Origin of the sequence: Candidatus Nitrosacidococcus sp. I8 (assembly GCF_945836005.1) — a bacterium.
Taxonomy (GTDB): Bacteria; Pseudomonadota; Gammaproteobacteria; order Nitrosococcales; family Nitrosococcaceae; genus Nitrosacidococcus.
In genome coordinates, this window is sequence record NZ_OX241534.1 from 371,646 (window position 1) to 394,897 (window position 23,252).

General features: G+C 36.7%; 23 protein-coding genes and 1 pseudogene. 22 read left to right on the forward strand and 2 right to left on the reverse strand.

The features are described from left to right. Positions 1-372: 372 nt before the first annotated feature. On the reverse strand, positions 373-528 hold the full coding sequence (locus tag OOL07_RS01930; RefSeq protein WP_264694632.1) for a class I SAM-dependent methyltransferase: 156 nt from the start codon (positions 526-528) through the stop codon (positions 373-375). Between the two features lie 255 nt (positions 529-783). Here OOL07_RS01930 and OOL07_RS01935 point away from each other — a divergent pair, with 255 nt between their 5' ends. The 13 genes and pseudogenes from OOL07_RS01935 to thiL all read left to right on the forward strand — a co-directional run bounded on the left by OOL07_RS01935 (position 784) and on the right by thiL (position 12,541). After that, a complete protein-coding gene (locus OOL07_RS01935) occupies positions 784-2,619 on the forward strand; it encodes a nucleoside-diphosphate sugar epimerase/dehydratase (protein ID WP_264694634.1) in 1,836 nt (611 codons plus the stop codon). Between the two features lie 15 nt (positions 2,620-2,634). Next, positions 2,635-3,543 carry a UTP--glucose-1-phosphate uridylyltransferase GalU gene (gene galU, locus OOL07_RS01940; protein WP_264694636.1) on the forward strand — a complete coding sequence of 303 codons (909 nt, stop codon included), beginning with the start codon at positions 2,635-2,637 and terminating at the stop codon, positions 3,541-3,543. After that, the gene (gene surE / locus OOL07_RS01945; protein ID WP_264694637.1) at positions 3,524-4,264 is read left to right on the forward strand and encodes a 5'/3'-nucleotidase SurE; all 741 of its coding nucleotides are present in this window, start codon (positions 3,524-3,526) and stop codon (positions 4,262-4,264) included. The genes galU and surE overlap by 20 nt, the downstream gene beginning before the upstream one ends. A gap of 50 nt (positions 4,265-4,314) precedes the next feature. After that, on the forward strand, positions 4,315-5,031 hold the full coding sequence (locus OOL07_RS01950; RefSeq protein WP_264694640.1) for a peptidoglycan DD-metalloendopeptidase family protein: 717 nt from the start codon (positions 4,315-4,317) through the stop codon (positions 5,029-5,031). Between the two features lie 24 nt (positions 5,032-5,055). Next, positions 5,056-6,154, forward strand: a protein-coding gene (gene prfB / locus OOL07_RS01955; protein ID WP_264694642.1) for a peptide chain release factor 2 whose coding sequence is annotated in 2 segments (ribosomal slippage) — positions 5,056-5,130 and positions 5,132-6,154 — 1,098 coding nt in all. Because the reading frame shifts where the segments join, the coding sequence is not laid out codon by codon here. Between the two features lie 19 nt (positions 6,155-6,173). Beyond that, on the forward strand, positions 6,174-7,658 hold the full coding sequence (gene lysS / locus OOL07_RS01960) for a lysine--tRNA ligase (protein WP_264694644.1): 1,485 nt from the start codon (positions 6,174-6,176) through the stop codon (positions 7,656-7,658). Between the two features lie 15 nt (positions 7,659-7,673). Then, positions 7,674-8,396: a DNA repair protein RecO gene (recO, locus tag OOL07_RS01965; RefSeq protein WP_264694646.1), complete on the forward strand. Its 723-nt coding sequence runs from the start codon at positions 7,674-7,676 to the stop codon at positions 8,394-8,396. A gap of 18 nt (positions 8,397-8,414) precedes the next feature. After that, complete coding sequence (gene pdxJ / locus OOL07_RS01970; RefSeq protein WP_264694648.1) at positions 8,415-9,152, forward strand: pyridoxine 5'-phosphate synthase; 738 nt, start codon at positions 8,415-8,417, stop codon at positions 9,150-9,152. Next, complete coding sequence (locus OOL07_RS01975; RefSeq protein ID WP_264694650.1) at positions 9,149-9,331, forward strand: holo-ACP synthase; 183 nt, start codon at positions 9,149-9,151, stop codon at positions 9,329-9,331. The genes pdxJ and OOL07_RS01975 overlap by 4 nt, the downstream gene beginning before the upstream one ends. Beyond that, a pseudogene (locus OOL07_RS01980) lies at positions 9,331-9,531 on the forward strand (holo-ACP synthase); the annotation flags it as partial. The gene OOL07_RS01975 and the pseudogene OOL07_RS01980, both read left to right, overlap by 1 nt. A 12-nt stretch (positions 9,532-9,543) precedes the next feature. After that, positions 9,544-10,434: a cysteine synthase CysM gene (cysM, locus tag OOL07_RS01985; protein WP_264694652.1), complete on the forward strand. Its 891-nt coding sequence runs from the start codon at positions 9,544-9,546 to the stop codon at positions 10,432-10,434. Between the two features lie 63 nt (positions 10,435-10,497). After that, positions 10,498-10,980, forward strand: a complete 483-nt coding sequence (ribH, locus tag OOL07_RS01990; RefSeq protein WP_264694654.1) for a 6,7-dimethyl-8-ribityllumazine synthase — start codon at positions 10,498-10,500, stop codon at positions 10,978-10,980. After that, positions 10,973-12,541, forward strand: coding sequence for a thiamine-phosphate kinase (thiL, locus tag OOL07_RS01995; RefSeq protein WP_264694657.1), 1,569 nt, complete (start codon positions 10,973-10,975; stop codon positions 12,539-12,541). The genes ribH and thiL overlap by 8 nt, the downstream gene beginning before the upstream one ends. A 35-nt stretch (positions 12,542-12,576) precedes the next feature. Here thiL and map read toward each other — a convergent pair whose 3' ends face one another. After that, entirely contained in the window at positions 12,577-13,344 is a 768-nt protein-coding gene (gene map, locus OOL07_RS02000) for a type I methionyl aminopeptidase (protein WP_264694659.1), read from the reverse strand. Between the two features lie 221 nt (positions 13,345-13,565). Here map and rpsB point away from each other — a divergent pair, with 221 nt between their 5' ends. The 9 genes from rpsB (at position 13,566) to bamA (ending at position 23,186) form a co-directional block, all read left to right on the forward strand. Further along, on the forward strand, positions 13,566-14,366 hold the full coding sequence (rpsB, locus tag OOL07_RS02005; RefSeq protein ID WP_264694661.1) for a 30S ribosomal protein S2: 801 nt from the start codon (positions 13,566-13,568) through the stop codon (positions 14,364-14,366). 72 nt (positions 14,367-14,438) lie between these two features. After that, on the forward strand, positions 14,439-15,323 hold the full coding sequence (tsf, locus tag OOL07_RS02010; protein ID WP_264694663.1) for a translation elongation factor Ts: 885 nt from the start codon (positions 14,439-14,441) through the stop codon (positions 15,321-15,323). Between the two features lie 6 nt (positions 15,324-15,329). Then, positions 15,330-16,058, forward strand: coding sequence for a UMP kinase (gene pyrH / locus OOL07_RS02015; protein ID WP_264694665.1), 729 nt, complete (start codon positions 15,330-15,332; stop codon positions 16,056-16,058). Between the two features lie 6 nt (positions 16,059-16,064). After that, a complete protein-coding gene (gene frr, locus OOL07_RS02020; protein WP_264694668.1) occupies positions 16,065-16,622 on the forward strand; it encodes a ribosome recycling factor in 558 nt (185 codons plus the stop codon). Positions 16,623-16,640: 18 nt separating this feature from the next. Continuing rightward, positions 16,641-17,402, forward strand: a complete 762-nt coding sequence (gene uppS / locus OOL07_RS02025; RefSeq protein WP_264694670.1) for an undecaprenyl pyrophosphate synthase — start codon at positions 16,641-16,643, stop codon at positions 17,400-17,402. Between the two features lie 26 nt (positions 17,403-17,428). Continuing rightward, the gene (locus tag OOL07_RS02030; RefSeq protein ID WP_264694672.1) at positions 17,429-18,208 is read left to right on the forward strand and encodes a phosphatidate cytidylyltransferase; all 780 of its coding nucleotides are present in this window, start codon (positions 17,429-17,431) and stop codon (positions 18,206-18,208) included. Then, a complete protein-coding gene (gene ispC / locus OOL07_RS02035; protein ID WP_264694674.1) occupies positions 18,195-19,370 on the forward strand; it encodes a 1-deoxy-D-xylulose-5-phosphate reductoisomerase in 1,176 nt (391 codons plus the stop codon). Before OOL07_RS02030 ends, ispC begins: the two co-directional genes overlap by 14 nt. Beyond that, entirely contained in the window at positions 19,371-20,726 is a 1,356-nt protein-coding gene (gene rseP / locus OOL07_RS02040) for an RIP metalloprotease RseP (RefSeq protein ID WP_264694676.1), read from the forward strand. It abuts the gene before it with no gap. Positions 20,727-20,879: 153 nt separating this feature from the next. Then, entirely contained in the window at positions 20,880-23,186 is a 2,307-nt protein-coding gene (gene bamA, locus OOL07_RS02045; RefSeq protein ID WP_264694678.1) for an outer membrane protein assembly factor BamA, read from the forward strand. Positions 23,187-23,252: the final 66 nt, after the last annotated feature.

The window sequence follows — 23,252 nt, forward strand, 5'->3', positions numbered from 1 at the left end:
TAAACTCTAATTTTATTCAACGTTTTTTTAATTTAACTGTTTAATCCCGCCAATAAATCCAGAATAATCTAGGCTAATAGCTTGACGCTCATGGAGCACAATATTCCATTGAGATTCAAATAAAGCATTACCTCTGATTCTGGTACTGAGAATGGAGGATTGCCCAGATCTTCTTGTTTATACTCTAGAGTGATTAGTAACCCTTAGCAACCTAATGGTAATTTTCCTATATTTCATTAACATAGTGCTAGCACATCCTGATGATAGAGTAATAAGAGCTGTGCAATCAAATACACCGCTATACTTTTGTAAATTTTATATATTTAAAGCAAATACATCTCTATTAATAATCTCAATATTACTAGAGCATAGCTAGCTATTTTGTGTTTTTTCAATTTTAGGAGAAAATTTATGTTCAGTAAAAAATTTCTCAACTGCAAGGCGAGAGGTCTCCACACCGATTACAAAATATCTTTGCAAAACTAACCGAACTAAATCAAGAAATTTACCATATAAAGGCGCAAGCATTTCCGTATCAGTTGAAGTACTTAATATAGGTCAATATTTTTGCAGGAGTGAGGTAGGTGTAGTTTGGTGAAAGCCAATTTCACCTTTCTGCTAACGATCATGCCAGAACTATAGATCCATAATATTCCCCGTTTATATATTTTCTTAAACTTGTTTATAGCCTATCTAACTAAAGACTATAATACTTTGTTTATTTTCATAAACTTTAGTCCTGTCAACAGATAATATATTTTTACTCAAAGCACTGAATCAGTAATGCTACACAACAAGCCAAATTTCTTTAAAAAATTGCAAATTACTGTTATTGCATATGATACGGTAGCAATTTGTTTTGCTTGGATAGTGAGTTATTTATCTCGATATAACCTATCTCCTTGGATGGATTGGCAATCTTGTCTAAGCACTTTGCCTATTACAATCATTGTTCAAAATATAGTTTTTATTTGGTATGGAGTATATCGGGGGATATGGCGTTTCACAAGCATTCCTGATGTAATTAATGTTACCCGTGCTATTTGCTATGGTACCTTGTCTATCACTTTAGTACTTTTTCTAATTAGTCGCTTAAATGGGGTACCTCGAAGCGTATTATTACTTTATCCTCTTTTTTTATTACTTTTTCTTATAGGTCCTCGGCTAACCTATCGAATTTGGAAAGATCGTCGATTTAATTTTGATACTCATACTAATTATAAAAAAATATTGATTTTAGGGGCAGGTCGTGCGGGTCATCTGCTAGTAAAAGATATGCTTGATGGGGGTAATTATTTACCTATTGCTTTTTTAGATGATCAAAGCGATCTAACAGGAAGACAAGTACGAGGTATCCCTATCATTGGAACACTAGATCAGCTTGTTGAAATAGTTTCACAAATTCCTATAGATATTATTTGTATTGCAATTCCTTCTGCGAGTAGTGCTCAAATGGAACGGATTATTTCACTGTGTGAGCAAACAAAAATTCCATACCGATCCCTGCCACGCCTAAGAAAACTGCTAGATCAACCGAGTGTAAAATTTCTACGAGAGGTAGCTATTGATGATTTATTAGGGAGAGACGAGGTTCCTTTAGATAAAAAGGATATTAAAAAAAATTTTTCAAAAAAATCCCTACTTATCAGTGGCGGCGGTGGATCTATTGGATCAGAGCTATGTATACAACTTGCGTCTCTAAATCCTACTGCTCTCATTATTATAGATAATAATGAATATAGACTTTACCGTATTGAATTAGAATTGATACAGAAATTTCCAAAATTAAATTTATATGTTTATCTATGTGACATATATGACAAGCCTGGAATACAGGGAATTTTGACCCAACATCAGCCAGACGTTATCTTCCATGCAGCTGCTTATAAGCATGTACCTTTGCTTGAAAAACAAGCACGACAAGCGGTGAAAAATAATGTACTAGGTACACAACAGATCGCAGAGGCTGCTGCTCAAGCAGCATGTGGCACTTTTGTTTTAATTTCTACGGATAAAGCAGTAAATCCTACGAATATTATGGGTGCGAGTAAGCGGGTATCTGAATTAATTTGCCAAAATCTGAATCGTAATTACCCTAAAACTCGTTTCATTGTTGTTCGTTTTGGTAATGTACTAGGTTCTACTGGAAGTGTTGTTCCCCTATTTCAAACACAAATTGCATCTGGTGGACCGGTGACTGTAACACACCCTGAAGTAGCTCGTTATTTTATGACCATCTCTGAGGCCTGTCACCTAATTACTCAAGCTGCGGTATTAGGCAAGGGAGGGGAAATTTTTGTACTTGATATGGGAAAATCTATTAAAGTTACAGAGCTTGCTAAACAAATGATTCGCCTATCAAATCAAGGTATTGATAGAGAAATAAAAATTACTTATACGGGGCTACGACCTGGAGAAAAATTATATGAGGAATTATTTTATCCCAATGAATCGCCCATTATGACCCAGATACCAAAAATCCTATTAGCACGAAGTGATACTATTAATTGGGAGGTCTTAAAAAAAGAATTACCCAAATTAGAAGCTATTTATCAAACTGAAGATGAGCAAGAAATAACAAAAGTATTATATTCTTTTGTTTTAAAATTTCACCCATAATTAAGAGAATAAGTAATGAAGCAAACCATTATTACCAAAGCGATATTTCCAGTAGCAGGTTTAGGTACTAGATTTCTTCCTGCCACTAAAGCAAATCCAAAAGAAATGCTACCTATTGTTGATAAGCCTCTTATTCAATATGCTGTAGAGGAAGCAATCGAAGCGGGGATTACCAGTATCATTTTTATTACTGGTCGCAATAAACAATCTATTGCCAATCATTTTGATAAAGCTTATGAATTAGAAACAGAGCTTGAACACCGTAATAAAAGAGAATTGCTTACACTAGTACGAAATATCATACCGAGTCATGTTACTTGTGTATATATTCGCCAAGAAGAAGCTCTAGGTCTAGGGCATGCGGTACTTTGCGCAGCCCCAGTGATCAATGATGAACCTTTTGCGGTAATACTTGCCGATGATCTTATCGATACAGAAGGGGATAAATGCCTTACCCAAATGGTAAAACTGTATGATAAATATCAAACTACTCTAATTGGTGTTGAAGAAATCCCCCTTGATCATACTGATCAATACGGGATTATTCACTCTAGTTCTTCAGAAGGGAGAGTCCATAAAATAGATGCTATTATTGAAAAGCCCAAACCGGAACAAGCTCCTTCCACCCTAGCAGTTGTAGGTCGTTATATTTTAACACCACATGTTTTACAACTCCTACGTGTTACTTCTTTTGACTCGAGAGGCGAAATACAGTTAACAGATGCAATAGCAGCAGTACTCAATGAGGAAAATGCATTTGCTTATCAATTTGATGGAAAGCGCTATGATTGTGGAAGTAAACAGGGCTACCTGCAAGCTACAGTAGAGCATGCACTTAAACACGCAGATTTAGGAAAAGATTTTAGAGACTATTTATATAATCTCTCTTTTTTTGAGGAAAACGATGAAAATTTTGGTAAGTAATGATGATGGTTATTTATCGCTAGGAATTAAAGCACTTGCCGATTCCTTAGCTAGTATTGCAGAAATTATTGTTATTGCCCCTGACCGGAATCAAAGTGGCGCTAGCCATGCACTCACTTTAAATACCCCTTTACGAGTGAGCATTGGAGCAAATAATTTTTATCGAGTAGAGGGTACACCTGCAGATTGTGTGCATCTAGGAGTTACTGGCCTACTAAAAGAACCTCCGGACATGGTAATTTCAGGAATTAATATTGGTGCAAATTTAGGTGATGACGTAATTTACTCAGGGACAGTAGCAGCTGCTATGGAAGGAAGGTTTTTAGGACTACCTTCAATTGCAGTCTCTTTAGTATCTTCTGAACCAAAGCATTTTAGTACTGCTGCTTGGGTTACTTGTGAACTCGTAAGAAAAATAATAAAAAATCCACTGCCTGCAGATACCATTCTTAATGTAAATGTACCTGATGTATCTAAAGCAGATATTAAAGAGTTTAGAGCTACCCGGTTAGGGTGCCGACATCAATCGGGTCCCATTATTAGAGATACTGATCCTAGCGGGCATCCTATTTATTGGGTAGGACCCTCTGGAGAAAGCCAAGACTCAGGATTGGGTACTGATTTTTATGCAATTTCCCAAGGGGAAGTCTCTATTACACCTATTCAAGTGGATTTAACTAGCTATAAAATGCTTGATAAATTATCCCAGTGGTTAGCTTAAAAAGTTAAACCTGAGGTAATAAATAGGTATCATACATATCATTTATTAATTTGACTGTTGGTAATTTTTACCTTGTATGGGTAGTTGTTTTTACGCTAGCTATTGAATCTTGTAGCTTTATTAAAGCACCTACTTATTACACTGTAAAGCGTGGGGATACGCTCTCTTCAATTGGTAGAAAGTACAATATAGATTATGAGAATTTATCTCAGTGGAACAATATTAATTCATCTAATACTATCTATACGGGTCAAAAATTGCGCCTCGTGCCTACTGCAAAAGAGTTAGCAGCCCATACTGGTACTTCAAAAAAAATAAAAATAGCCTCTTCTAATAAGAAAAATATCTCTAACCAGTCTCCTCAACCTCAACAACCTCTCACTAATATTGCTTGGCAATGGCCTACGCAAGGTAAAATTCTTCAGCACTTCTCTTCTACTCTTCCTATTCATAAAGGAATCGATATTCAAGGAAAGTTAGGGCAATCAGTAGTTGCTGCAGCTGATGGAGAAGTAGTATATAGTGGAATGGGTCCGCTTCAATACGGTAATTTAATTATTCTTAAACATAAGAATAATTTCTTAAGTGCTTATGCCCATAATCAAATTCTTACTGTCAAAGAGGGAAGCTTTATTAAGAAAGGGCAAGAAATTGCTAAATTAGGATCTAGTGGTACGACTCAAGTTAAGCTTCATTTTGAAATCCGTTATAATGATAAAGCAGTAGATCCTGTAAAGTACCTTACTACTCGTCAAATTAACCATTAATTTAAGTCTATCCCAGGAGATTTTATGATAGAAAAAGGAATAGTCGTTCAAAGAATTTATGATTATACCGAACGATTAGCATCCTTAAGGGGGTATCTTTAACTTCGTAGAAAAACAAGAACAATTGATAGAGCTAGATAGGGAATTAGCACTTCCAGCTATTTGGAATCAGCCTGATCAAGCCCAAAAACTTAATCAAGAGCGCGTTAGAATCCAAAATATTATAGGACCATTAATCGAGTTAGATGAAAAAACCCTTCAAGCCAAAGAACTCTTCGAACTTGCTTTAGAAGAAAACGATCAAAATACTGCTCAGGATGTAGCCCTAGAGTTAGATGACATAGAGCAACAGCTTACGACATTAGAATTTCGTCGAATGTTTTCTGGGGAAATGGATTCTCATTCTGCTTTTTTAGATATACAAGCTGGATCTGGAGGCACAGAAGCTCAAGACTGGGCAAATATGCTCCTTAGAATGTATTTACGCTGGGGAGAAAGTCATAATTTTGCAACTACAATCACTGAGATCTCTGATGGCGATATAGCAGGTATTAAAAGTGCTACCGTTCACTTTAAAGGGGAATATGCATTTGGTTGGCTTAGAACAGAGACTGGGGTACATCGACTAGTTCGAAAATCCCCTTTTGATTCAGGCAATCGTCGTCATACCTCCTTTGCAGCCGCCTTTGTTTATCCTGAGTTAGATGACAAAATAGATATTGAAATTAATCCAGCAGATTTGCGTATTGATACCTATCGAGCTAGTGGGGCAGGTGGACAACATGTAAATCGCACCGATTCTGCAGTAAGAATTACTCACATTCCCACTAATATAGTGGCACAATGCCAAAGTGAGCGATCTCAGCACCAAAATAAAGCCCACGCCATGACTCAACTTCGAGCAAAACTCTATGAATTGGAAATGCGTAAACGAGAGGCTCAAAAACAAGAAGCTGAAGATGCAAAATCAGATATTGGCTGGGGAAGCCAAATTCGTAGCTATGTATTGGATCAATCCCGTATTAAAGATTTACGTACTCAAATAGAAGTGGGTAATACGCAAGCAGTATTAGATGGAAATCTAGATATTTTCATTGAGGCGAGCCTTAAAAGCGGATTATAAAATTTTTAAAAATAAAAATATGTCAGAACAAGAAGAAAGTACTCTAATTGCTCAAAGAAGAGCAAAGCTAACTGAAATACGTAACCAAGGTAATCCTTTTCCTAATGACTTTAGAAGGAATACTACTGCAAAAGAATTATATGAAAAATATGATTCTAAAGATGCTGAAACCCTTGCTGTTGATTCCATTAAGATAAAAATTTCTGGAAGAATGATGACTCGTAGGGTGATGGGTCAAGCAAGCTTTGCTCATATTCAGGATATGTCTGGAAAAATCCAGATTTATGCTCGAAAAGATAGCTTATCGGAAAATATCTACCAAGAATTTAAACAATGGGATCTTGGGGATATTATTGGTGCTGAAGGTATTTTAATGAAAACTAAAAGTGGAGAGCTCTCTATTCGAGTAGAACATTTACAATTACTTACGAAATCTCTACGCCCCTTACCTGAAAAATTCCATGGATTAACCAATCAGGAAATTCGCTATCGCCAGCGCTACTTAGATCTCATTATGAATGAATCTACTCGGGAAGTATTTCAGCGACGTAGTCATATTATTAGTTATATTCGTAATTATCTAACACATCATGGGTTTCTCGAAGTAGAAACCCCGATGATGCAAAATACCCCCGGGGGGGCACTTGCACGACCCTTTGTGACTTTCCATAATGCTTTAGATTTAGAATTGTTTTTACGAATTGCACCAGAACTCTACCTTAAACGGCTTGTAGTGGGTGGTTTTGAGAAAGTATTTGAGCTTAATCGCAACTTTCGGAATGAAGGGCTCTCTACTCGCCATAATCCAGAATTTACTATGGTAGAGTTTTATCAGGCTTATGCTTCTTATGAGGATTTAATGGATTTTACAGAATCCATGCTAAAAGGGCTTACCCAAACGGTACTGGGCTCTACTCAAATAACTTATCAGGGAGAATCTTATAATTTTAGTAAGCCATTTAACCGAATGACTCTAAAAGAATCTATTCTTCACTTTAATCCTCAGCTTAATACTGAAGATATAGAATCTTTAGATAATGCTCAGAAGGTGGCTAAATTCTTAGATATTTCCACACAAAAAAGCTATGGACTAGGCAAAATTCAACTAGAAATATTTGAAAAGACGGTGGAATCTAAACTTAAAGAACCCACTTTTATTACAGCATATCCCACAGAAGTTTCCCCCCTAGCACGGCGAAATAGTGCAGATCCTTTTATCACTGATCGGTTTGAATTTTTTGTAGGCGGTTGGGAAATTGCTAATGGATTCTCAGAATTAAATGATGCAGAGGATCAAGCAGGTCGTTTTCAAGATCAGCTTAAAGATCGAGAAGCAGGAGATCAAGAAGCTATGAGGTTCGATGAGGATTATATCCGAGCATTAGAGTATGGTATGCCACCTACAGCAGGGGAGGGGATTGGGATTGATCGCTTAGTTATGCTTTTGACTGACTCACCCTCTATTCGGGATGTACTGTTATTTCCTCATATGCGCCCACACTGATCAATTTATATAGGAATGAAGGTTACACTACAACCTGCCTATGTACTTCATCAACGACCTTATCGAGAAACAAGCGCCCTGATTGAATCTTTTACTGAAGACTACGGGCGAGTAAGCCTCATTGCTAAAGGGATAAAGAGAAAAAATTCTAAAGTAATAGGATTACTACAGCCTTTTCAACCATTATTAATATCTTGGGTAGGGCGAAGCAATTTAGTTACTTTAACTGGAGTAGAAGCTAGTGGTAGCAGTATTCATTTGGTGGGAGAGCCACTTATATGTGGGTTTTACCTTAATGAATTATTGCTTCGTTTGCTATCTTATCAAGATTCTTTTAAACCTTTATTTTCAATTTACGCACGTTCTTTACAGCAACTTGCATGCTCTGAGCAATACCAGCCAATATTACGATTATTTGAGCGAGATTTACTTATTCATCTAGGATATGCTCCCTTATTAAAATATGAAATAGGTACCCACCAACCTATTAAAGCAGAACAATGGTATAGTTATCAGATAGAAAAAGGACCGAGTAAGTTTGAACTAAATAATGGTATAGAGGGAATGAAATTAAAAGGACAAACTTTACTTTCGTTAGCTTATGGGAAGCTTACAGACTCACAAAGTGTATGGGAGGCAAAAAATTTGTTGCGATGGCTACTCTCTCCTTACTTGGGAGATAAACCTCTAAAGAGTCGAGCAATGCTAGTAGCACTAAGACAGCTAACCCACGAATAAATAGTAGGGTAGTAATCCGTGAAAGCCAATTCTATTTTTTTAGGCGTTAATATTGATCATATTGCAACCCTACGCCAAGCAAGAGGAACAAGATACCCTGATCCAATACAAGGGGCGATTGAATCAGAGCAAGCGGGTGCAGATAGCATTACGCTACATTTACGAGAGGATCGCCGCCATATCCAAGAGAGAGATGTGGCTTTACTAAAAGATATCCTGCTTACTAAGATGAATTTAGAAATGGCAATCACAGATGAGATGTTAGCAATTGCTGAACAATATCACCCTGAGGATTGTTGTCTTGTTCCCGAAAAAAGAGAAGAGCTTACTACAGAGGGTGGGCTAGATGTGATAGGTCAGTTGCCTCGAGTAACTGAAGCTTGCACTCGTTTAAAAGAGGCTGGAATTAAAGTTTCTTTATTTATTGACCCTGACTTTAGGCAAATTGAAGCAGCGGCTCAAGCTAAAGCACCTATCATTGAAATTCATACTGGGCATTTTGCAGATGCTATAGGAGAAAAAAATCGTCAGCAGGAATTTTTGAAAATCACTCAAGCAGTCACTAGAGGATTGGAGTTAGGGCTACAAGTGAATGCAGGCCATGGATTGAATTATCATAATGTTACTCCCATTGCAGCAATTCCTGGTATTGTGGAATTAAATATTGGTCATGCTATCATTAGTAAAGCACTGTTTGTTGGGATAAAAAATGCTGTCAATGAAATGAAAATGCTAATGAAAGCAGCCCGCTTATGATTATTGGTATTGGCACTGACATTATACAAATCACTCGGGTTCAATCTCTTCTAGAATGCTATGGGAATCGTTTTGCACAACGAATTTTAACCGAAAGCGAATATAATGAGTTTTTTTTAAAAAAAAAGAGCATGCTCGCTTTCTTGCTAAACGGTTTGCAGCTAAAGAAGCAGCAGTAAAAGCACTAGGTACTGGTTTTAGAAATAATCTATACTTATCTCATATTGAAGTAACCCATACAGAACTAGGTCAACCTTTATTGAAATGGAAAAAGAAAGCAGCAGAATTAGTTTACACTCTACAAGTTACAGAATCATTTCTTACCATTTCAGATGAAAGGGACTATGCAGTTGCATTCGTTATTTTATGCAATAACTGAAGAAATAATCTTATGAACTACCCCGCTATAGATCACTTTATTGGTCATACCCCTTTAGTAAAATTACAAAGGCTATTTGAGAATACTAATAACAACACGATTTTACTAAAACTAGAGGGTAATAATCCTGCAGGATCAGTTAAGGATCGCCCGGCAATGAATATGATCCAGCAGGCAGAAAAAAGAGGGGAAATTAAACGTGGAGATACTTTAATTGAAGCTACCAGTGGAAATACTGGAATTGCCCTTGCAATGGCTACAGCAATAAAGGGTTATAAGATGATTCTTATCATGCCAGAAAATATGAGCATGGAGCGTCAATCAATTATGAAAGCTTTTGGGGCTGAAATTATTCTAGTATCTCAACAAGAAGGCATGGAAGGAGCTAGAGATCTTGCATTAAAAATGCAAGCAGAAGGAAAAGGAAAGGTATTAGATCAATTTTCCAATGAGGATAACCCAAATGCCCACTACTATAGTACAGGCCCTGAAATTTGGGAGGCTACAAAAGGTAAAATTACCCATTTTGTAAGTGCTATGGGCACGACAGGAACGATTATGGGTGTTTCTCATTTTTTAAAGGAAAAAAATACAGCAATTAAAATTATTGGAGTTCAGCCAATAGAAGGAGCGAGCATCCCTGGAATTCGCCGCTGGTCAGAAGCCTATTTACCCAAGATTTATAACCCTACTGCAGTTAATGAAATTATTGATATATCTCAGCAAGAAGCAGAGGAAGTTACTCGAAATCTTGCTTGCCAAGAAGGAATTTTTGCTGGTATTTCTTCAGGTGGTGCAGTTGCAGCAGCACTACGTTTAGCTAAAACAATACATGATAGTACTATTGTGACTGTAGTTTGCGATCGAGGGGACCGCTATCTTTCTACGTCTATTTTTTCCTAGACAAACCTCTAAAGCTCTAATTTAAACATATCCCATCTTTACTTTTGGGTAAATTATATATCTATGAAAGATGCTATAAAAACAATTGTGGGCAGCTACTCAGCAGAAGATCTACGAGTGGGCATTGTTGCTGCACAGTTCAATGAGTTTATTGTAACAAATTTACTGAATAGTGCTATTGACACTTTACTTCGTCATGGAGGCAATCCTCAGAATATCACCGTAGTTAGAGTTCCTGGTGCATTTGAGCTTCCATTAGGAATACAAGCATTAGCTAAACAGGGAGCGTTTGATGCGATCATTGCTTTAGGGGTAGTCATTAGGGGTTCTACTCCCCATTTTGATTACGTAGCAGGAGAGTGTAGCAAAGGAATAAGCAAATTATCATTGCAGTACAGCTTACCAATAGGGTTTGGTGTATTGACGGTGAATACTATTGAGCAAGCCATTGAGAGGGCAGGAACTAAAGCTGGAAATAAAGGTGCAGATGCAGTGATTTCTGCTATTGAAATGGCAAGTGTATTACGGCAAATTAACAATGCTTAAAAGAACAAATGCTAGAATTTCTGCAGTGCAAGGTCTTTATCAATGGCATCTTACTGATCAAGATATTAATTTAAATGAAGTTGAATTATCAGATTTTATTCTTGAACAGAATAAATCTCAAGGTAGTATTGATAAAAACTATGGTGAAAAAATTCTTAAAGGAGTACTCCAAAATAAAAATCAATTAGATGAGCAAATGAGACCTTTTTTAGATCGGTCTATTGATGCTCTTAATCCTATTGAATATGCTATTTTAAGAGTGGGAATTTTTGAATTACTTTTTTGTACCGATACTCCTTATCGAGTAGTACTGAATGAAGCTACTGAGTTAGCGAAAATATTGGGAGCGGAAAAAAGCCACCGCTATATTAATGCAGTCTTAGATAAAGTAGCTCGCCAGCAAAATTTAGCTGAAAAACAAAAAAATCAACAAAGTAAAAATGAAATATTATTAGCAGATCAAAATAATTTGAATATCAATCCACAGATACAAGAGAGTGCAGAAAAGCTAGCTTCTAGTACTCCCCTACCAACACCAAAATTTCAAGAAATACCTCATAATAAGGAAAAAGATGCTGATCCTACTAGCTCTAATCAAGAGCCCCTAGATGAATTTTCTATAATAAAACAATTTTTTACCCGTAATACTTATTCTCGAAGAGATGTAACGCTTGGCATCGGAGATGACTGTGCCTTGGTAACTGTACCAGAAAATTATGAGTTAGCATTAACAATAGATACCTTAATAGAAGGTGTGCATTTTACTAAGAGCACACACCCTGAAGCATTAGGTCATAAAGCACTCGCTGTAGGGTTAAGTGATTTAGCAGCAATGGGGGCAACCCCTGCTTGGGCTACTTTGGCACTTACGATACCCACCCCTAATACTAAATGGCTTACTCAATTTTCTCAGGGAATAAGTAATCTTTTGGAAAAATATAAAGTGCAGCTTATTGGGGGAGATACTACTCGGGGGGAAATTTTAACAATTACCTTACAACTCCATGGATTTGTTCCTAAAGGGAAAGCATTAAGACGAGATAAAGCTCAAGTAGGAGATAAAATTTATATAACTGGTACTTTAGGTAATGCAGGGCTTGCACTACAGGCTAGATTAGGTAAGGTAGTACCTACCCAAGAAGTATTATCTCACATTAATCGTTCTTTAGATTGGCCACAACCTAGAGTTTTGGAAGCTCTTACTTTACGACCTTTAGCCCATGCTGCTATAGATATTTCAGATGGTCTTATCGCAGATTTGGAACATATTCTAATTGCAAGTAAAGTTGGAGCCGCAATTAATGTGGACTCTATTCCTATTTCTAATTTCATTAAAACCACTGTAGGGCATGATGAAGCGCTTACGATAGCACTTACTGCTGGAGATGATTATGAGCTTTGTATTGTTGCCCCAGATCATGCACCTATAGAATCTGTTTTATCCGAATTTGATTGTCCATGTACTTTTATTGGTGTTATTGAGGAAAATCAGGGATTACGTTGCTGTAGAAGTGACGGTACTCCATTTTCTCCTAAATCTAAGGGTTATCAGCATTTTTAATAATAGAGGTTATGTTGTAGGGTATTTATTATATTTCAATAATGATCCCCGGGTCTTATCGTAAGCACTTCAAATCCATCTCTAGTTACTAAAATAGTGTGCTCCCATTGGGCAGAAAGACTATGATCTTTTGTCACTACTGTCCAATTATCCGATAATACTTTTATATGGCGTTTGCCTACATTTACCATGGGTTCTATGGTAAATATCATCCCTTCTTCTAATCTAAGTTGAGTACCAGGGATACCATAGTGAAGTACTTGAGGATCTTCATGAAAAAATCGACCAATTCCATGTCCGCAAAACTCCCTTACGATAGAATAGTTATTATTTTCTGCATAAGTTTGAATTGCATGCCCAATATCTCCTAAATAAACGCCTGGTTTTATCATTTCTATGCCAATGCACATACATTCATAGCTTATTTGTGTAATCCGCTTAGCAATGGTGCTGGGTTCACCTACAAAAAACATTTTACTTGTATCGCCGTGGTAACCATCTTTAATAACGGTAATATCAACATTAATAATATCCCCTTTTTTTAGTTGCTTTTTATTGGGTATACCATGGCATACAACATAGTTTACTGAAGTACAAATTGACTTTGGAAATCCATGGTAGTTTAAAGGAGCTGGAATTGCCTGTTGTGTATTAGTTATATACTCATGGCAAATGTTATTTAACTCTTCAGTAGTAATTCCTGGTACGATATAAGGACGAATCATGTATAATACATCAGCTGCAAGGCGACCGGCGATTCGCATCTTTTCAATCTCCTCTGGAGTTTTAATAGTGACTGGCATAAGCTAGAGTATGCTGATTTCCCTCGTATTGATTATTCCTTGCAAAGGAAATAATTTTGATAGTTAATAAGAGCTGCATAATATTTTTTTATAGTATAGAATGCAAACTTTTATCACGAACTAAAATTACACGTATATCGGCACATATCACTAGGGTGCTTCTTAGAAGTCAGTGTATGGGATATACGGAAGAATAACCCAATTTATAGAGGAATAAAACTATGTCAAATGTAACAATGCGACAAATGCTAGAGGTTGGTGTACATTTTGGGCATCAATCTCGCTATTGGAACCCAAAAATGGCCCCTTACATTTTTGGAAAACGTAATAATATTCATATTATTAATCTAGAGGCAACATTACCTCTTTATATTGAAGCTACGAATTTTCTAGGACAGCTTGCTTCAAATAGAGGCACTATCCTTTTTGTAGGTACTAAGCGTGCAGCTCAAGATGTTATACAAGAAGAAGCCCAGCGTTGTCGTATGCCTTATATAAATCGTCGATGGCTTGGCGGTATGCTTACTAATTTCCGTACAGTTCGGCAATCAATAAAACGTCTCAATGATTTAGACGCTATGATTGGTGATGGTAGTTTGGATCGCCTTAAGAAAAAAGAAGTGCTAATGAAGCATAGAAATAGAGATAAGCTAGATCGAAGCCTAGGCGGGATTAAAAATATGAATCGCCTTCCTGATGCTTTATTTGTCATAGATGTGGGTCATGAACGTATTGCAGTAAATGAAGCAACTAAATTAGGAATTCCTGTTATTGCAGTAGTAGATACTAACAATGATCCTAAAAATGTAGACTATGTTATTCCGGGAAATGATGATGCAATCAGAGCGATTCGTCTTTATGCTCAAGGCGTTGCCGATGCCATTATAGATGGGCGTACTGCATCACTGACTCATAGTGCAAATGAGAGTAAGGATGAATTTGTAGAGTTGAATGATTTTAATGAGGAAGAGCCATTTGATAGATCTTTTATAGAAGAGAAAGATGGTGGTATGGCATCATAGATAGCATCTACTTTAGTATTTTACCTATGTTTACTATTTGATTGTAAGTGTTTTAAGAGAGAGTAGAACTATATGGCGGTTACAGCAATACAGGTTAAAGAACTACGTGAACGAACCGGGGCTGGTATGATGGAATGTAAGAAAGCCTTAACAGAGGTCCATGGTGATATTGATGCTGCTATTGAGTGGATGCGAAAACAAGGATTAGCTAAGGCCGATAAAAAATCAGGCAGAATCGCTGCTGAGGGTATTATTACAATAGAGGTTAGTAATAATAATCATAAAGCGGTAATCATAGAAGTAAATTCTGAGACTGACTTCGTCGCTAAAAATGATGATTTTTGTCAGTTTGCAGCGAAAACGGCACAAAGAGTTTTAATTTCTAATCCTAAGACCTTAGATGAATTACTTTCAATGCCTTTAGAAGAAAATAGTCAAAGCATTGATGAGGTTCGTCAAAATTTAATTGCAAAGATTGGTGAAAATATTAATGTGCGCCGTTTTTCGGTTGTTGAATCTAAGAAAGGATCGGTAGGGTACTATACCCACGGCAATCGAATAGGTGTAATTGTTGCCATGGAAGGAGGCAATAGTAATCTTGCAAAAGATATAGCAATGCATATTGCTGCAAGTAAACCTCAGGCAATCAGTAAAGAGGATATTTCTACAGAAGTATTAGATAAAGAACGGGAAATTATTCTTGCCCAATCAGAGGGGAGTAATAAATCTCCTGAAATTATTGAAAAAATGGTTGAAGGACGATTACAAAAATTCTTAAATGAAGTAACTTTATTAGGCCAACCCTTTATCAAAGATCCTGATATTAAAGTTGAAAAATTACTTAAAAATGCTCAAGCAAACATTCTACAATTTATACGTCTTGAAGTAGGTGAAGGAGTTGAAAAAAGAGTATGTGATTTTGCCGAAGAAGTAAGAGATCAAGCTCAAGGAGGTTAAATTACCATGACTCTAGATAAGAAACCAAAATACCGACGTATTTTACTTAAACTAAGCGGTGAAGCTCTGGTAGGAGAAGGAGAGCACGGTATCGATTCTAGAGTTGTTCAAGAAATTGCTCAAGAACTATCTACGCTAAATAAGGTAAATATTGAAATTGGGCTAGTTATTGGTGGAGGTAATATTTTTCGTGGTACAGGCTTGACTAATGCAGGTATCGATCGAGTAACTGCTGATCATATGGGTATGTTAGCCACCGTTATGAATGCACTTGCCCTGCAAAACTCCCTTGATCAGCTAAATGTAGCCTCTCGAGTAATGTCTGCAATCCGTATTAATCAAGTGTGTGAAGATTATATTCGTCGTCGAGCAGTACGTCATTTAGAAAAAGGGCGAATTGTAATTTTTGCAGCTGGTACAGGTAACCCTTTTTTTACCACAGATACCGCTGCTAGTCTTAGAGCTATCGAGATAGGAGCAGAATTATTGGTAAAAGCAACAAAGGTAAATGGTATTTATTCTTCAGATCCGTTTATGAATCCTAATGCAGAGTTTTTTCCTCAGCTAGCTTATGATCAAGTTATTGAGCATAAATTAGGTGTAATGGATGCTACTGCTATTATTATGTGTCGTGATCATACCTTACCAATACGAGTATTTGACTTTCATAAGACAGGTGATTTACTTCGCATCACCCAAGGAGAAAATATAGGAACCCTAGTTACTAGTGAGTGAGTAATTATGATTAATGAAATTTGTAAGGATACTACTGATCGAATGGTTAAAAGTATCGAAACATTAAAACTTACTTTTTCTAAACTGCGTGCTAATCGAGCGCATGCAGGTCTGCTAGACCATATTATGGTTTCATACTATGGAACAGACACGCCACTTAATCAAGTGGCTAATGTTTCTGTTCAGGATTCTAGGACTCTTTCCATATCTCCATGGGAAAAACAAATGGTTCCTGCAATTGAAAAAGCAATTATGATTTCTGATCTTGGGCTCAATCCAGTAACCTCTGGTGTAGTGATTAGAGTACCTTTACCCCCCCTAACTGAAGAGAGAAGAAGAGATATGGTGCGTATTGTAAAGCAAGAGGCGGAAGCAGCTCGAGTTGCAATACGTAATATTAGACGTGATAGTAATCATACAATTAAGGAACTAGTTAAAGAGAAAGAAATCAGTGAAGATGATCAACGGCACGCTGAAGAAACTATCCAAAAAATTACTGATAAGTATATCAATGAGGTAGAACAGATTCTGGTTATAAAAGAGCGGGATCTAATGGAAGTCTAGCCCATTATTTTTTGTGGGATGGAGAATCAAAAAGAATTTGCTAAAGTACCTCATCATATTGCCATTATTATGGATGGTAATGGGCGTTGGGCAGAAAATCGAAAACAACCTAGATTTTATGGCCATAAAGTAGGCGTTGACGCTGCTGAGAAAGTCATTCGTATTTGTACTAGAATAGGTGTAAAAACACTCACTCTTTTTGCATTTAGTAGTGAAAACTGGCACCGACCTTCACAAGAAGTTGATGTACTGATGGGGTTATTTAAAACGGTACTTTCAAGTAAAGTAACCCAGTTCCAGAAACAAGGTATTTGCTTTCGGGCTATTGGGGATCGTAGTAAATTTTCTAAATCCCTACAAGAAGAAATTAATCGTGCAGAAATACTTACAGCAAATAATAAAAAAATCAATTTGATAATCGCTGCTAATTATGGGGGTCGTTGGGATATTACTCAAGCGGCAAAACAAATCGCAATAAGTGTGAAAACTAATCTAATCTCACCTGATATGATCACTTCTGAGTTTTTTTCTAAGCATTTGGCTACAGAGCAATTCTCAGAGCCAGATTTATTTATTCGCACAGGAGGAGAAAAGCGAATCAGCAATTTTTTGCTCTGGCAGCTAGCTTATACTGAGTTTTATTTTACGGATACCTTATGGCCAGATTTTAGTGAATCTGATTTGATATTAGCAATTGATGATTTTTCTAGACGAGAGCGTCGATTTGGCCAAACGTCAAAACAGATAGTATCCGAACCAGCGTGCTCAAGCAAAGATTAATAACCGCTGTCTTATTAATACCCCTGATGATAGGGGCTATATATTTTCTCTCTACACAAACACTTGCTTTAGTATTTGCCATCATCACTATAATGGGTGCTTGGGAATGGGGGGGATTAATTAAGATTTATACAGCTAAAAATCGGTACCTCTATATTGCACTTATTTTACTCTCTCTTCTTATAAGCTGGATTATTCCACTGCAATGGGTACTAATTATAAGTATTATTTGGTGGAATTTTTGCTTACTTCTTTTGATAAAACCATTTCAAAAGAAAAGTATCTCCCATCCTATATCTAAAATGGAGGGATCTGTTATTGGATTTTTAATACTTGTTCCAGCTTGGCGAGCCATAATATACCTTCATTCCTTACCTACTATTGGCTCTAATATAGTACTTTTTTTATTTGCTCTCATATGGTTAGCTGATAGCGGTGCATATATGGCAGGAAGAAAATTTGGACATACTAAGTTAGCACCAATGCTTAGTCCTGGAAAAACATGGGAAGGAGTCTATGGAGCACTAATAATATGTAGTTTATATTTAGTGGTAAGTACTCAGTTTTTTGAATTTTCTGGAAAAAAATGGTGGCTTTTTATAGCCCTTGGGTTAGCTACAGTACTATTTTCTATCGTAGGCGATCTATTAGAGAGTCTTTTTAAGCGGGTAGCTGCAGTTAAAGATAGCAGTAGTCTATTACCTGGTCATGGAGGTATTTTAGATAGGATTGATAGCTTAACTGCAGCAGTACCTATATTTACTTTTGGTTTTTTATTATTGGAGCGGTTAGATGATTGGAGTTAGCATCCTAGGATCAACAGGATCTATTGGTATAAGTACACTTGACGTGCTTGCTCGCTATCCTGATCGCTATCGAGTTGAAGCACTTTCTGCTAACAACTCTGTTGAAAAACTCTATCAGCAGTGTCTAAAATTTTGCCCTACAAAAGCAGTTATGGTAAATCCAGATGCAGCTGAGCAATTGCATCAGAAATTGGCTAAAATAGCTCCGGAAATAGAAGTAGAGGCGGGTAGTCATAAGTTAGAAGAAATCGCATCCTCACCTAAAACTCATTATGTTATGGCAGCTATTGTAGGTGCTGCAGGATTATTACCTACTTTAGCGGCGGCTCAGGCTGGAAAAAGGGTATTACTTGCAAATAAAGAATCTCTAGTGATGAGCGGTCAGCTCTTTATAAATGCTGTTGAAAGAAATAGTGCTGAATTAATTCCTATTGATAGTGAACATAATGCCATTTGGCAGTGTATACCTCAAAGGAGTGGTTCTATAGAGCAGAAAGGGATTTGCCGTATCCTGCTCACTGCATCCGGAGGTCCATTTAGAAATAAAAAACCATCAGAGCTAGAAACTGTAACCCCAGATGAAGCTTGTGCTCATCCTAATTGGGATATGGGACGTAAAATTTCAGTAGACTCAGCATCTATGATGAATAAGGGGTTAGAAGTGATTGAAGCCCACTGGTTATTTGGTGCTACTGCTGAACAAATTGAAGTGGTTATTCACCCAGAAAGTGTAATTCACTCTATGGTAGATTATGCTGATGGATCTGTGTTAGCCCAATTAGGCAACCCAGATATGAGAACCCCTATTGCTAATGGTTTAGCTTGGCCAGATCGCATGGCATCAGGAGTAATGCCTTTGGACCTATTTAAGATAGGCAAACTCACTTTTTATCCTCCTGATTTTAAACAATTTCCTTGCCTAGATCTTGCTTATACAGCACTTAAAAAAGGAGGGACTTGTAGTACAATTTTAAATGCAGCTAATGAAGTTGCAGTACAAGCATTTCTCGATCATCAGATCCCATTTACCTATATTCCCCGCTTAATCGAATGGGCATTAGGAGAAATAACCTCTACAACGGCTGAATCAGTTGATACGATTTTAACAAGTGATACATTAACGCGGCAGAAAGTTGAAGAACAAATTTATCGGTGGAAATAAATGCTAATTAGTATAGTTGCCTTCATCATTGCAATTGGAGTACTAGTTACTGTTCATGAGTATGGTCATTTTTGGGTTGCTCGGCGTTCAGGAGTTAAAGTTATTCGCTTTTCTATAGGGTTTGGCTATCCGCTATGGCGACGATCTGGATCAGATGGAACTGAATATGTACTAGGCGCAATACCATTGGGTGGCTATGTCAAAATGCTTGATGAACGTGAGGGAAAAGTACAGCAAAAGGAACTTTCTTATGCCTTTAATCGTCAAAGGCTAGGTGTAAGGAATGGAATTGTAGTTGCTGGTCCCGTAGCTAATATACTATTTGCAATAGTAGCTTATTGGTTCGTTTTTGTTTTAGGTACTCCGGGTATAAAACCAATTATTGGGCATATCTCTACTAATACTCCTGCTGAAAGGGCTGGAATTCAAGTGAATGAGGAAATCATCGCTGTGGGAAAAAAATCAACCCCTACTTGGGATACAGTAACCCACGCATTATTTATTGCCTCTCAGCATAGATTTGAAGTCCCTATTACGCTCTCTGGATTAAATGGGGTACATGAATTAAATTTGCCACTGAATCAAATTTCATCAGATCCAGAGAAAGCTGGAAATATACTTAATGAATTAGGGATAATCCCTAAAATTCCATCTATCCCACCTATTATTGGAAAAGTGTTCCCCGATGAACCTGCAGCCAGGGCAGGGTTTCAGCCTGAAGATTATATTCTGCAAGGTAATGGAAATCCTATTCACTCTTGGAGTGAGTGGGTTCAATTTATACGCAGCCACCCTAATACTATTTTGAGTGTCGAGATTGATCGTAAGGGAGATCACATAATATTAGGTTTAGAACCTAAGACTATAGAAGAACAAGGAGAGTTTATAGGTCATATTGGTGTGGCACCTAAACCATTGGGTAAATTACCAGAAGAATTACAGGCAACTTTAAAATATAATCCTTTAGAGGCAATACCTAAATCACTAGAAAAAACTTGGGAAATTGGGGCCATGACCGCAATGATGTTTGGAAAAATGCTTCTGGGAAAAACGTCTACTAAATCTATTAGTGGTCCTATTACTATTGCACGATATGCTGGATATAGCGTTCAAATTGGGTTTACTTCGTTTTTAAATTTTCTTGCGTTAGTAAGTATCAGTCTTGCTGTGTTGAATTTATTACCCATACCTGTATTAGATGGAGGGCATTTACTCTATAACTGTATAGAATTTGTCCGTGGTGGAATACCACTATCAGAGAGTGCACAAATAACAGGACAACAGATAGGCATAATATTTTTAGTTGCTTTAATGGGGTTAGCTTTCTACAACGATGTAGTACGGTTATTTTCTTAGTTATTAATTATTTTAATAATTAATAACCAGAATTATCACTAATATCCTTCTAACTATCTCCTTCTAAGAAAATCTCTATAAAATAGTAGTTTGTTATATCCCCAAAAAGATAATCCTGTATGGGTATTACATTAAAAATAAATGGGATAAATTTTGAAGTTTATAAAAGCACAAATTCAAATTGCTATTATAAGCTTAATTTTTGCTACTACTGTATTTGCAGAATTTCAGCCATTTACTATTAAAGATATTCGGATTGAAGGATTACGGCAAATTTCAGCAGGCACTGTCTTTAACTATCTTCCTGCCAAAGCAGGGGATACAGTAGATAGCCAGAAAGTAAAAAATATTATTCATGATCTTTTTAAAACTAGATTTTTTAAAGATATTCAAGTTGAGCGTGAAGGTAGTGTTTTAGTAATCATTGTTACTGAACGTCCTGGAATTGCGAGTATTAAATTTACAGGAAATAAAGAGATTAAAGGAGAACAGCTAACTAAAGCTCTTCAACAAATAGGATTTGCTGAAGGTCAAGTTTTTGATCGTTCCATTTTAGAGAAAGTAGAATTAGAACTTCAGCGACAATACTTTAGTCGAGGGAAATATGGGGTAAAAATTAAAACAACTGTAACTCCACTTACTCGTAATCGGGTAGGCATTACTATCGATGTTAAAGAAGGAGCTGTAGCTAAAATTGGCGGCATTAATATCGTGGGTAATCATGCTTTTAAGGAAAAAACACTACTTAGAACCTTAGAGCTTAAAAAATCTAACAAACTTTCTTTTCTTACCCATAAAAATCAATACTCTCGTCAAAAGCTTGCTGCTGATCTAGAAACTATCCGATCCTATTACCTAGATCGAGGCTATGTTAACTTCACTATTAACTCTACTCAAGTCTCTATTACCCCTGATAAAACAAGGGTATTTATTGTAGTTAATATTACAGAAGGAGATCAGTATCAAATTGGTAAGGTTAAATTAGCAGGAAAATTTGTATTTCCCCCTGAAGATTTATTTAAAATCTTGATTGTAGCTCCAGGAGATGTTTTTTCTCGTAAAGCAGTTTCAGAAAGTACTACTAATATTACAGATTTATTAGGAGACGAAGGATATGCATTTGCGAATGTAAATGCAATGCCAGAGATTGATGAAGAGAAAAAAATAGTGACACTCACTTTTTTTATTGATCCTGGTAAGCGTGCTTATGTGCGTAGAGTGAATATTTCAGGAAATACTAAAACTCGTGATGAAGTCGTACGTCGTGAGATACGACAACAAGAGGGAGGCTGGATTTCGACAGAGCTCATTCATCGCTCCAAAGAGCGTATCCAGCGTTTAGGTTATTTTAAAGATGTAAATGTAGAAACTGTTCCAGTTCCAGGTACTACAGATCAAGTAGATGTAAATTTTGGTGTAGAAGAGCACCCCTCAGGATCTCTTTCTGCAGGTATTGGTTATTCTCAATCCCAAGGGTTTATTTTTAACACGAGTATTGCACAACAAAACTTTTTAGGTAGTGGTAAATATGTCAACGTAGGGTTTAATAATAGTTATGTAAATACAATTTATAGCTTTGGATATACCAATCCTTATTTTACTGAAGATGGAATCAGTAGGGGATTTAATGCTTATTATCGCAAAACTAACCCACTATTTGGCAATATAGCTAGTTATACTAGTAAAAATTATGGAGCAGATTTAACTTTCACAATTCCTATTAATGAATTAGATAACATTAATTTAGGGGCAGGCTATCAAAATGCGGATATTAGTCTTACTGATACCTCACCTATCCAATATGAACAATTTGTTCAAAGCGAAGGAAATAGCTTTGATATATATAGTGTGAACTTCGGCTGGGCTCATGATGGGCGAGATAGTGCTATTTTCCCTACTCGAGGAGGGTATCAGAATGTTTTTGGTAAAGTTGCAGTACCTATTGGTAGTTTACATTTTTATGAGTTTGGCTATAAACAGAGCTGGTATCAACCTTTATCTAGAACCAAGCCAATTTCTTTAATGCTCCGGGCAGATATTGCATATGGGGGTGTTTATGGTGGTACTCATATTTATCCTTTCTTTGAAAATTTTTATGCAGGTGGTATTAATAGTGTACGCGGGTTTAGACCTAACACACTTGGACCTAAAACAAGCGATGGGCTTGCTTTAGGAGGAAATTTTCAGCTTATTGGAAACGCTGAAGTATTTTTTCCTGTTCCTTTTCTTAATGAAAATAAACTAGGTAAGTCTTTACGGATGAGTGCGTTTGTAGACACAGGTAATGTGTATGCTCAAGGACAAACTGTAAGCTTAAGTACTCTGCGTTATTCTGCAGGTATTTCTGCTATGTGGCTTTCTCCTTTTGGTACATTACGTTTTAGCCTTGCTAAAGCACTGCGTACTCAACCTGGGGATTTTCCTCAAGTATTCCAATTTTCTATGGGAACACAATTCTAAAATACTTTGCCATATTTTTCCTATCTTTATTAAAGTATAATAACTTCATTTTTTGTTAATTTTACT

Excerpts from the sequence above, each read along its gene's own strand:
- OOL07_RS01930 (WP_264694632.1), bottom strand. The coding sequence starts at position 528 with ATGCTTGCGCCTTTATATGGTAAATTTCTTGATTTAGTTCGGTTAGTT.
- OOL07_RS01935 (WP_264694634.1), top strand. The coding sequence starts at position 784 with ATGCTACACAACAAGCCAAATTTCTTTAAAAAATTGCAAATTACTGTT.
- galU (WP_264694636.1), top strand. The coding sequence starts at position 2,635 with ATGAAGCAAACCATTATTACCAAAGCGATATTTCCAGTAGCAGGTTTA.
- surE (WP_264694637.1), top strand. The coding sequence starts at position 3,524 with ATGAAAATTTTGGTAAGTAATGATGATGGTTATTTATCGCTAGGAATT.
- lysS (WP_264694644.1), top strand. The coding sequence starts at position 6,174 with ATGTCAGAACAAGAAGAAAGTACTCTAATTGCTCAAAGAAGAGCAAAG.
- recO (WP_264694646.1), top strand. The coding sequence starts at position 7,674 with ATGAAGGTTACACTACAACCTGCCTATGTACTTCATCAACGACCTTAT.
- OOL07_RS01975 (WP_264694650.1), top strand. The coding sequence starts at position 9,149 with ATGATTATTGGTATTGGCACTGACATTATACAAATCACTCGGGTTCAA.
- cysM (WP_264694652.1), top strand. The coding sequence starts at position 9,544 with ATGAACTACCCCGCTATAGATCACTTTATTGGTCATACCCCTTTAGTA.
- ribH (WP_264694654.1), top strand. The coding sequence starts at position 10,498 with ATGAAAGATGCTATAAAAACAATTGTGGGCAGCTACTCAGCAGAAGAT.
- thiL (WP_264694657.1), top strand. The coding sequence starts at position 10,973 with ATGCTTAAAAGAACAAATGCTAGAATTTCTGCAGTGCAAGGTCTTTAT.
- map (WP_264694659.1), bottom strand. The coding sequence starts at position 13,344 with ATGCCAGTCACTATTAAAACTCCAGAGGAGATTGAAAAGATGCGAATC.
- rpsB (WP_264694661.1), top strand. The coding sequence starts at position 13,566 with ATGTCAAATGTAACAATGCGACAAATGCTAGAGGTTGGTGTACATTTT.
- tsf (WP_264694663.1), top strand. The coding sequence starts at position 14,439 with ATGGCGGTTACAGCAATACAGGTTAAAGAACTACGTGAACGAACCGGG.
- pyrH (WP_264694665.1), top strand. The coding sequence starts at position 15,330 with ATGACTCTAGATAAGAAACCAAAATACCGACGTATTTTACTTAAACTA.
- frr (WP_264694668.1), top strand. The coding sequence starts at position 16,065 with ATGATTAATGAAATTTGTAAGGATACTACTGATCGAATGGTTAAAAGT.
- uppS (WP_264694670.1), top strand. The coding sequence starts at position 16,641 with ATGGAGAATCAAAAAGAATTTGCTAAAGTACCTCATCATATTGCCATT.
- OOL07_RS02030 (WP_264694672.1), top strand. The coding sequence starts at position 17,429 with ATGATAGGGGCTATATATTTTCTCTCTACACAAACACTTGCTTTAGTA.
- ispC (WP_264694674.1), top strand. The coding sequence starts at position 18,195 with ATGATTGGAGTTAGCATCCTAGGATCAACAGGATCTATTGGTATAAGT.
- rseP (WP_264694676.1), top strand. The coding sequence starts at position 19,371 with ATGCTAATTAGTATAGTTGCCTTCATCATTGCAATTGGAGTACTAGTT.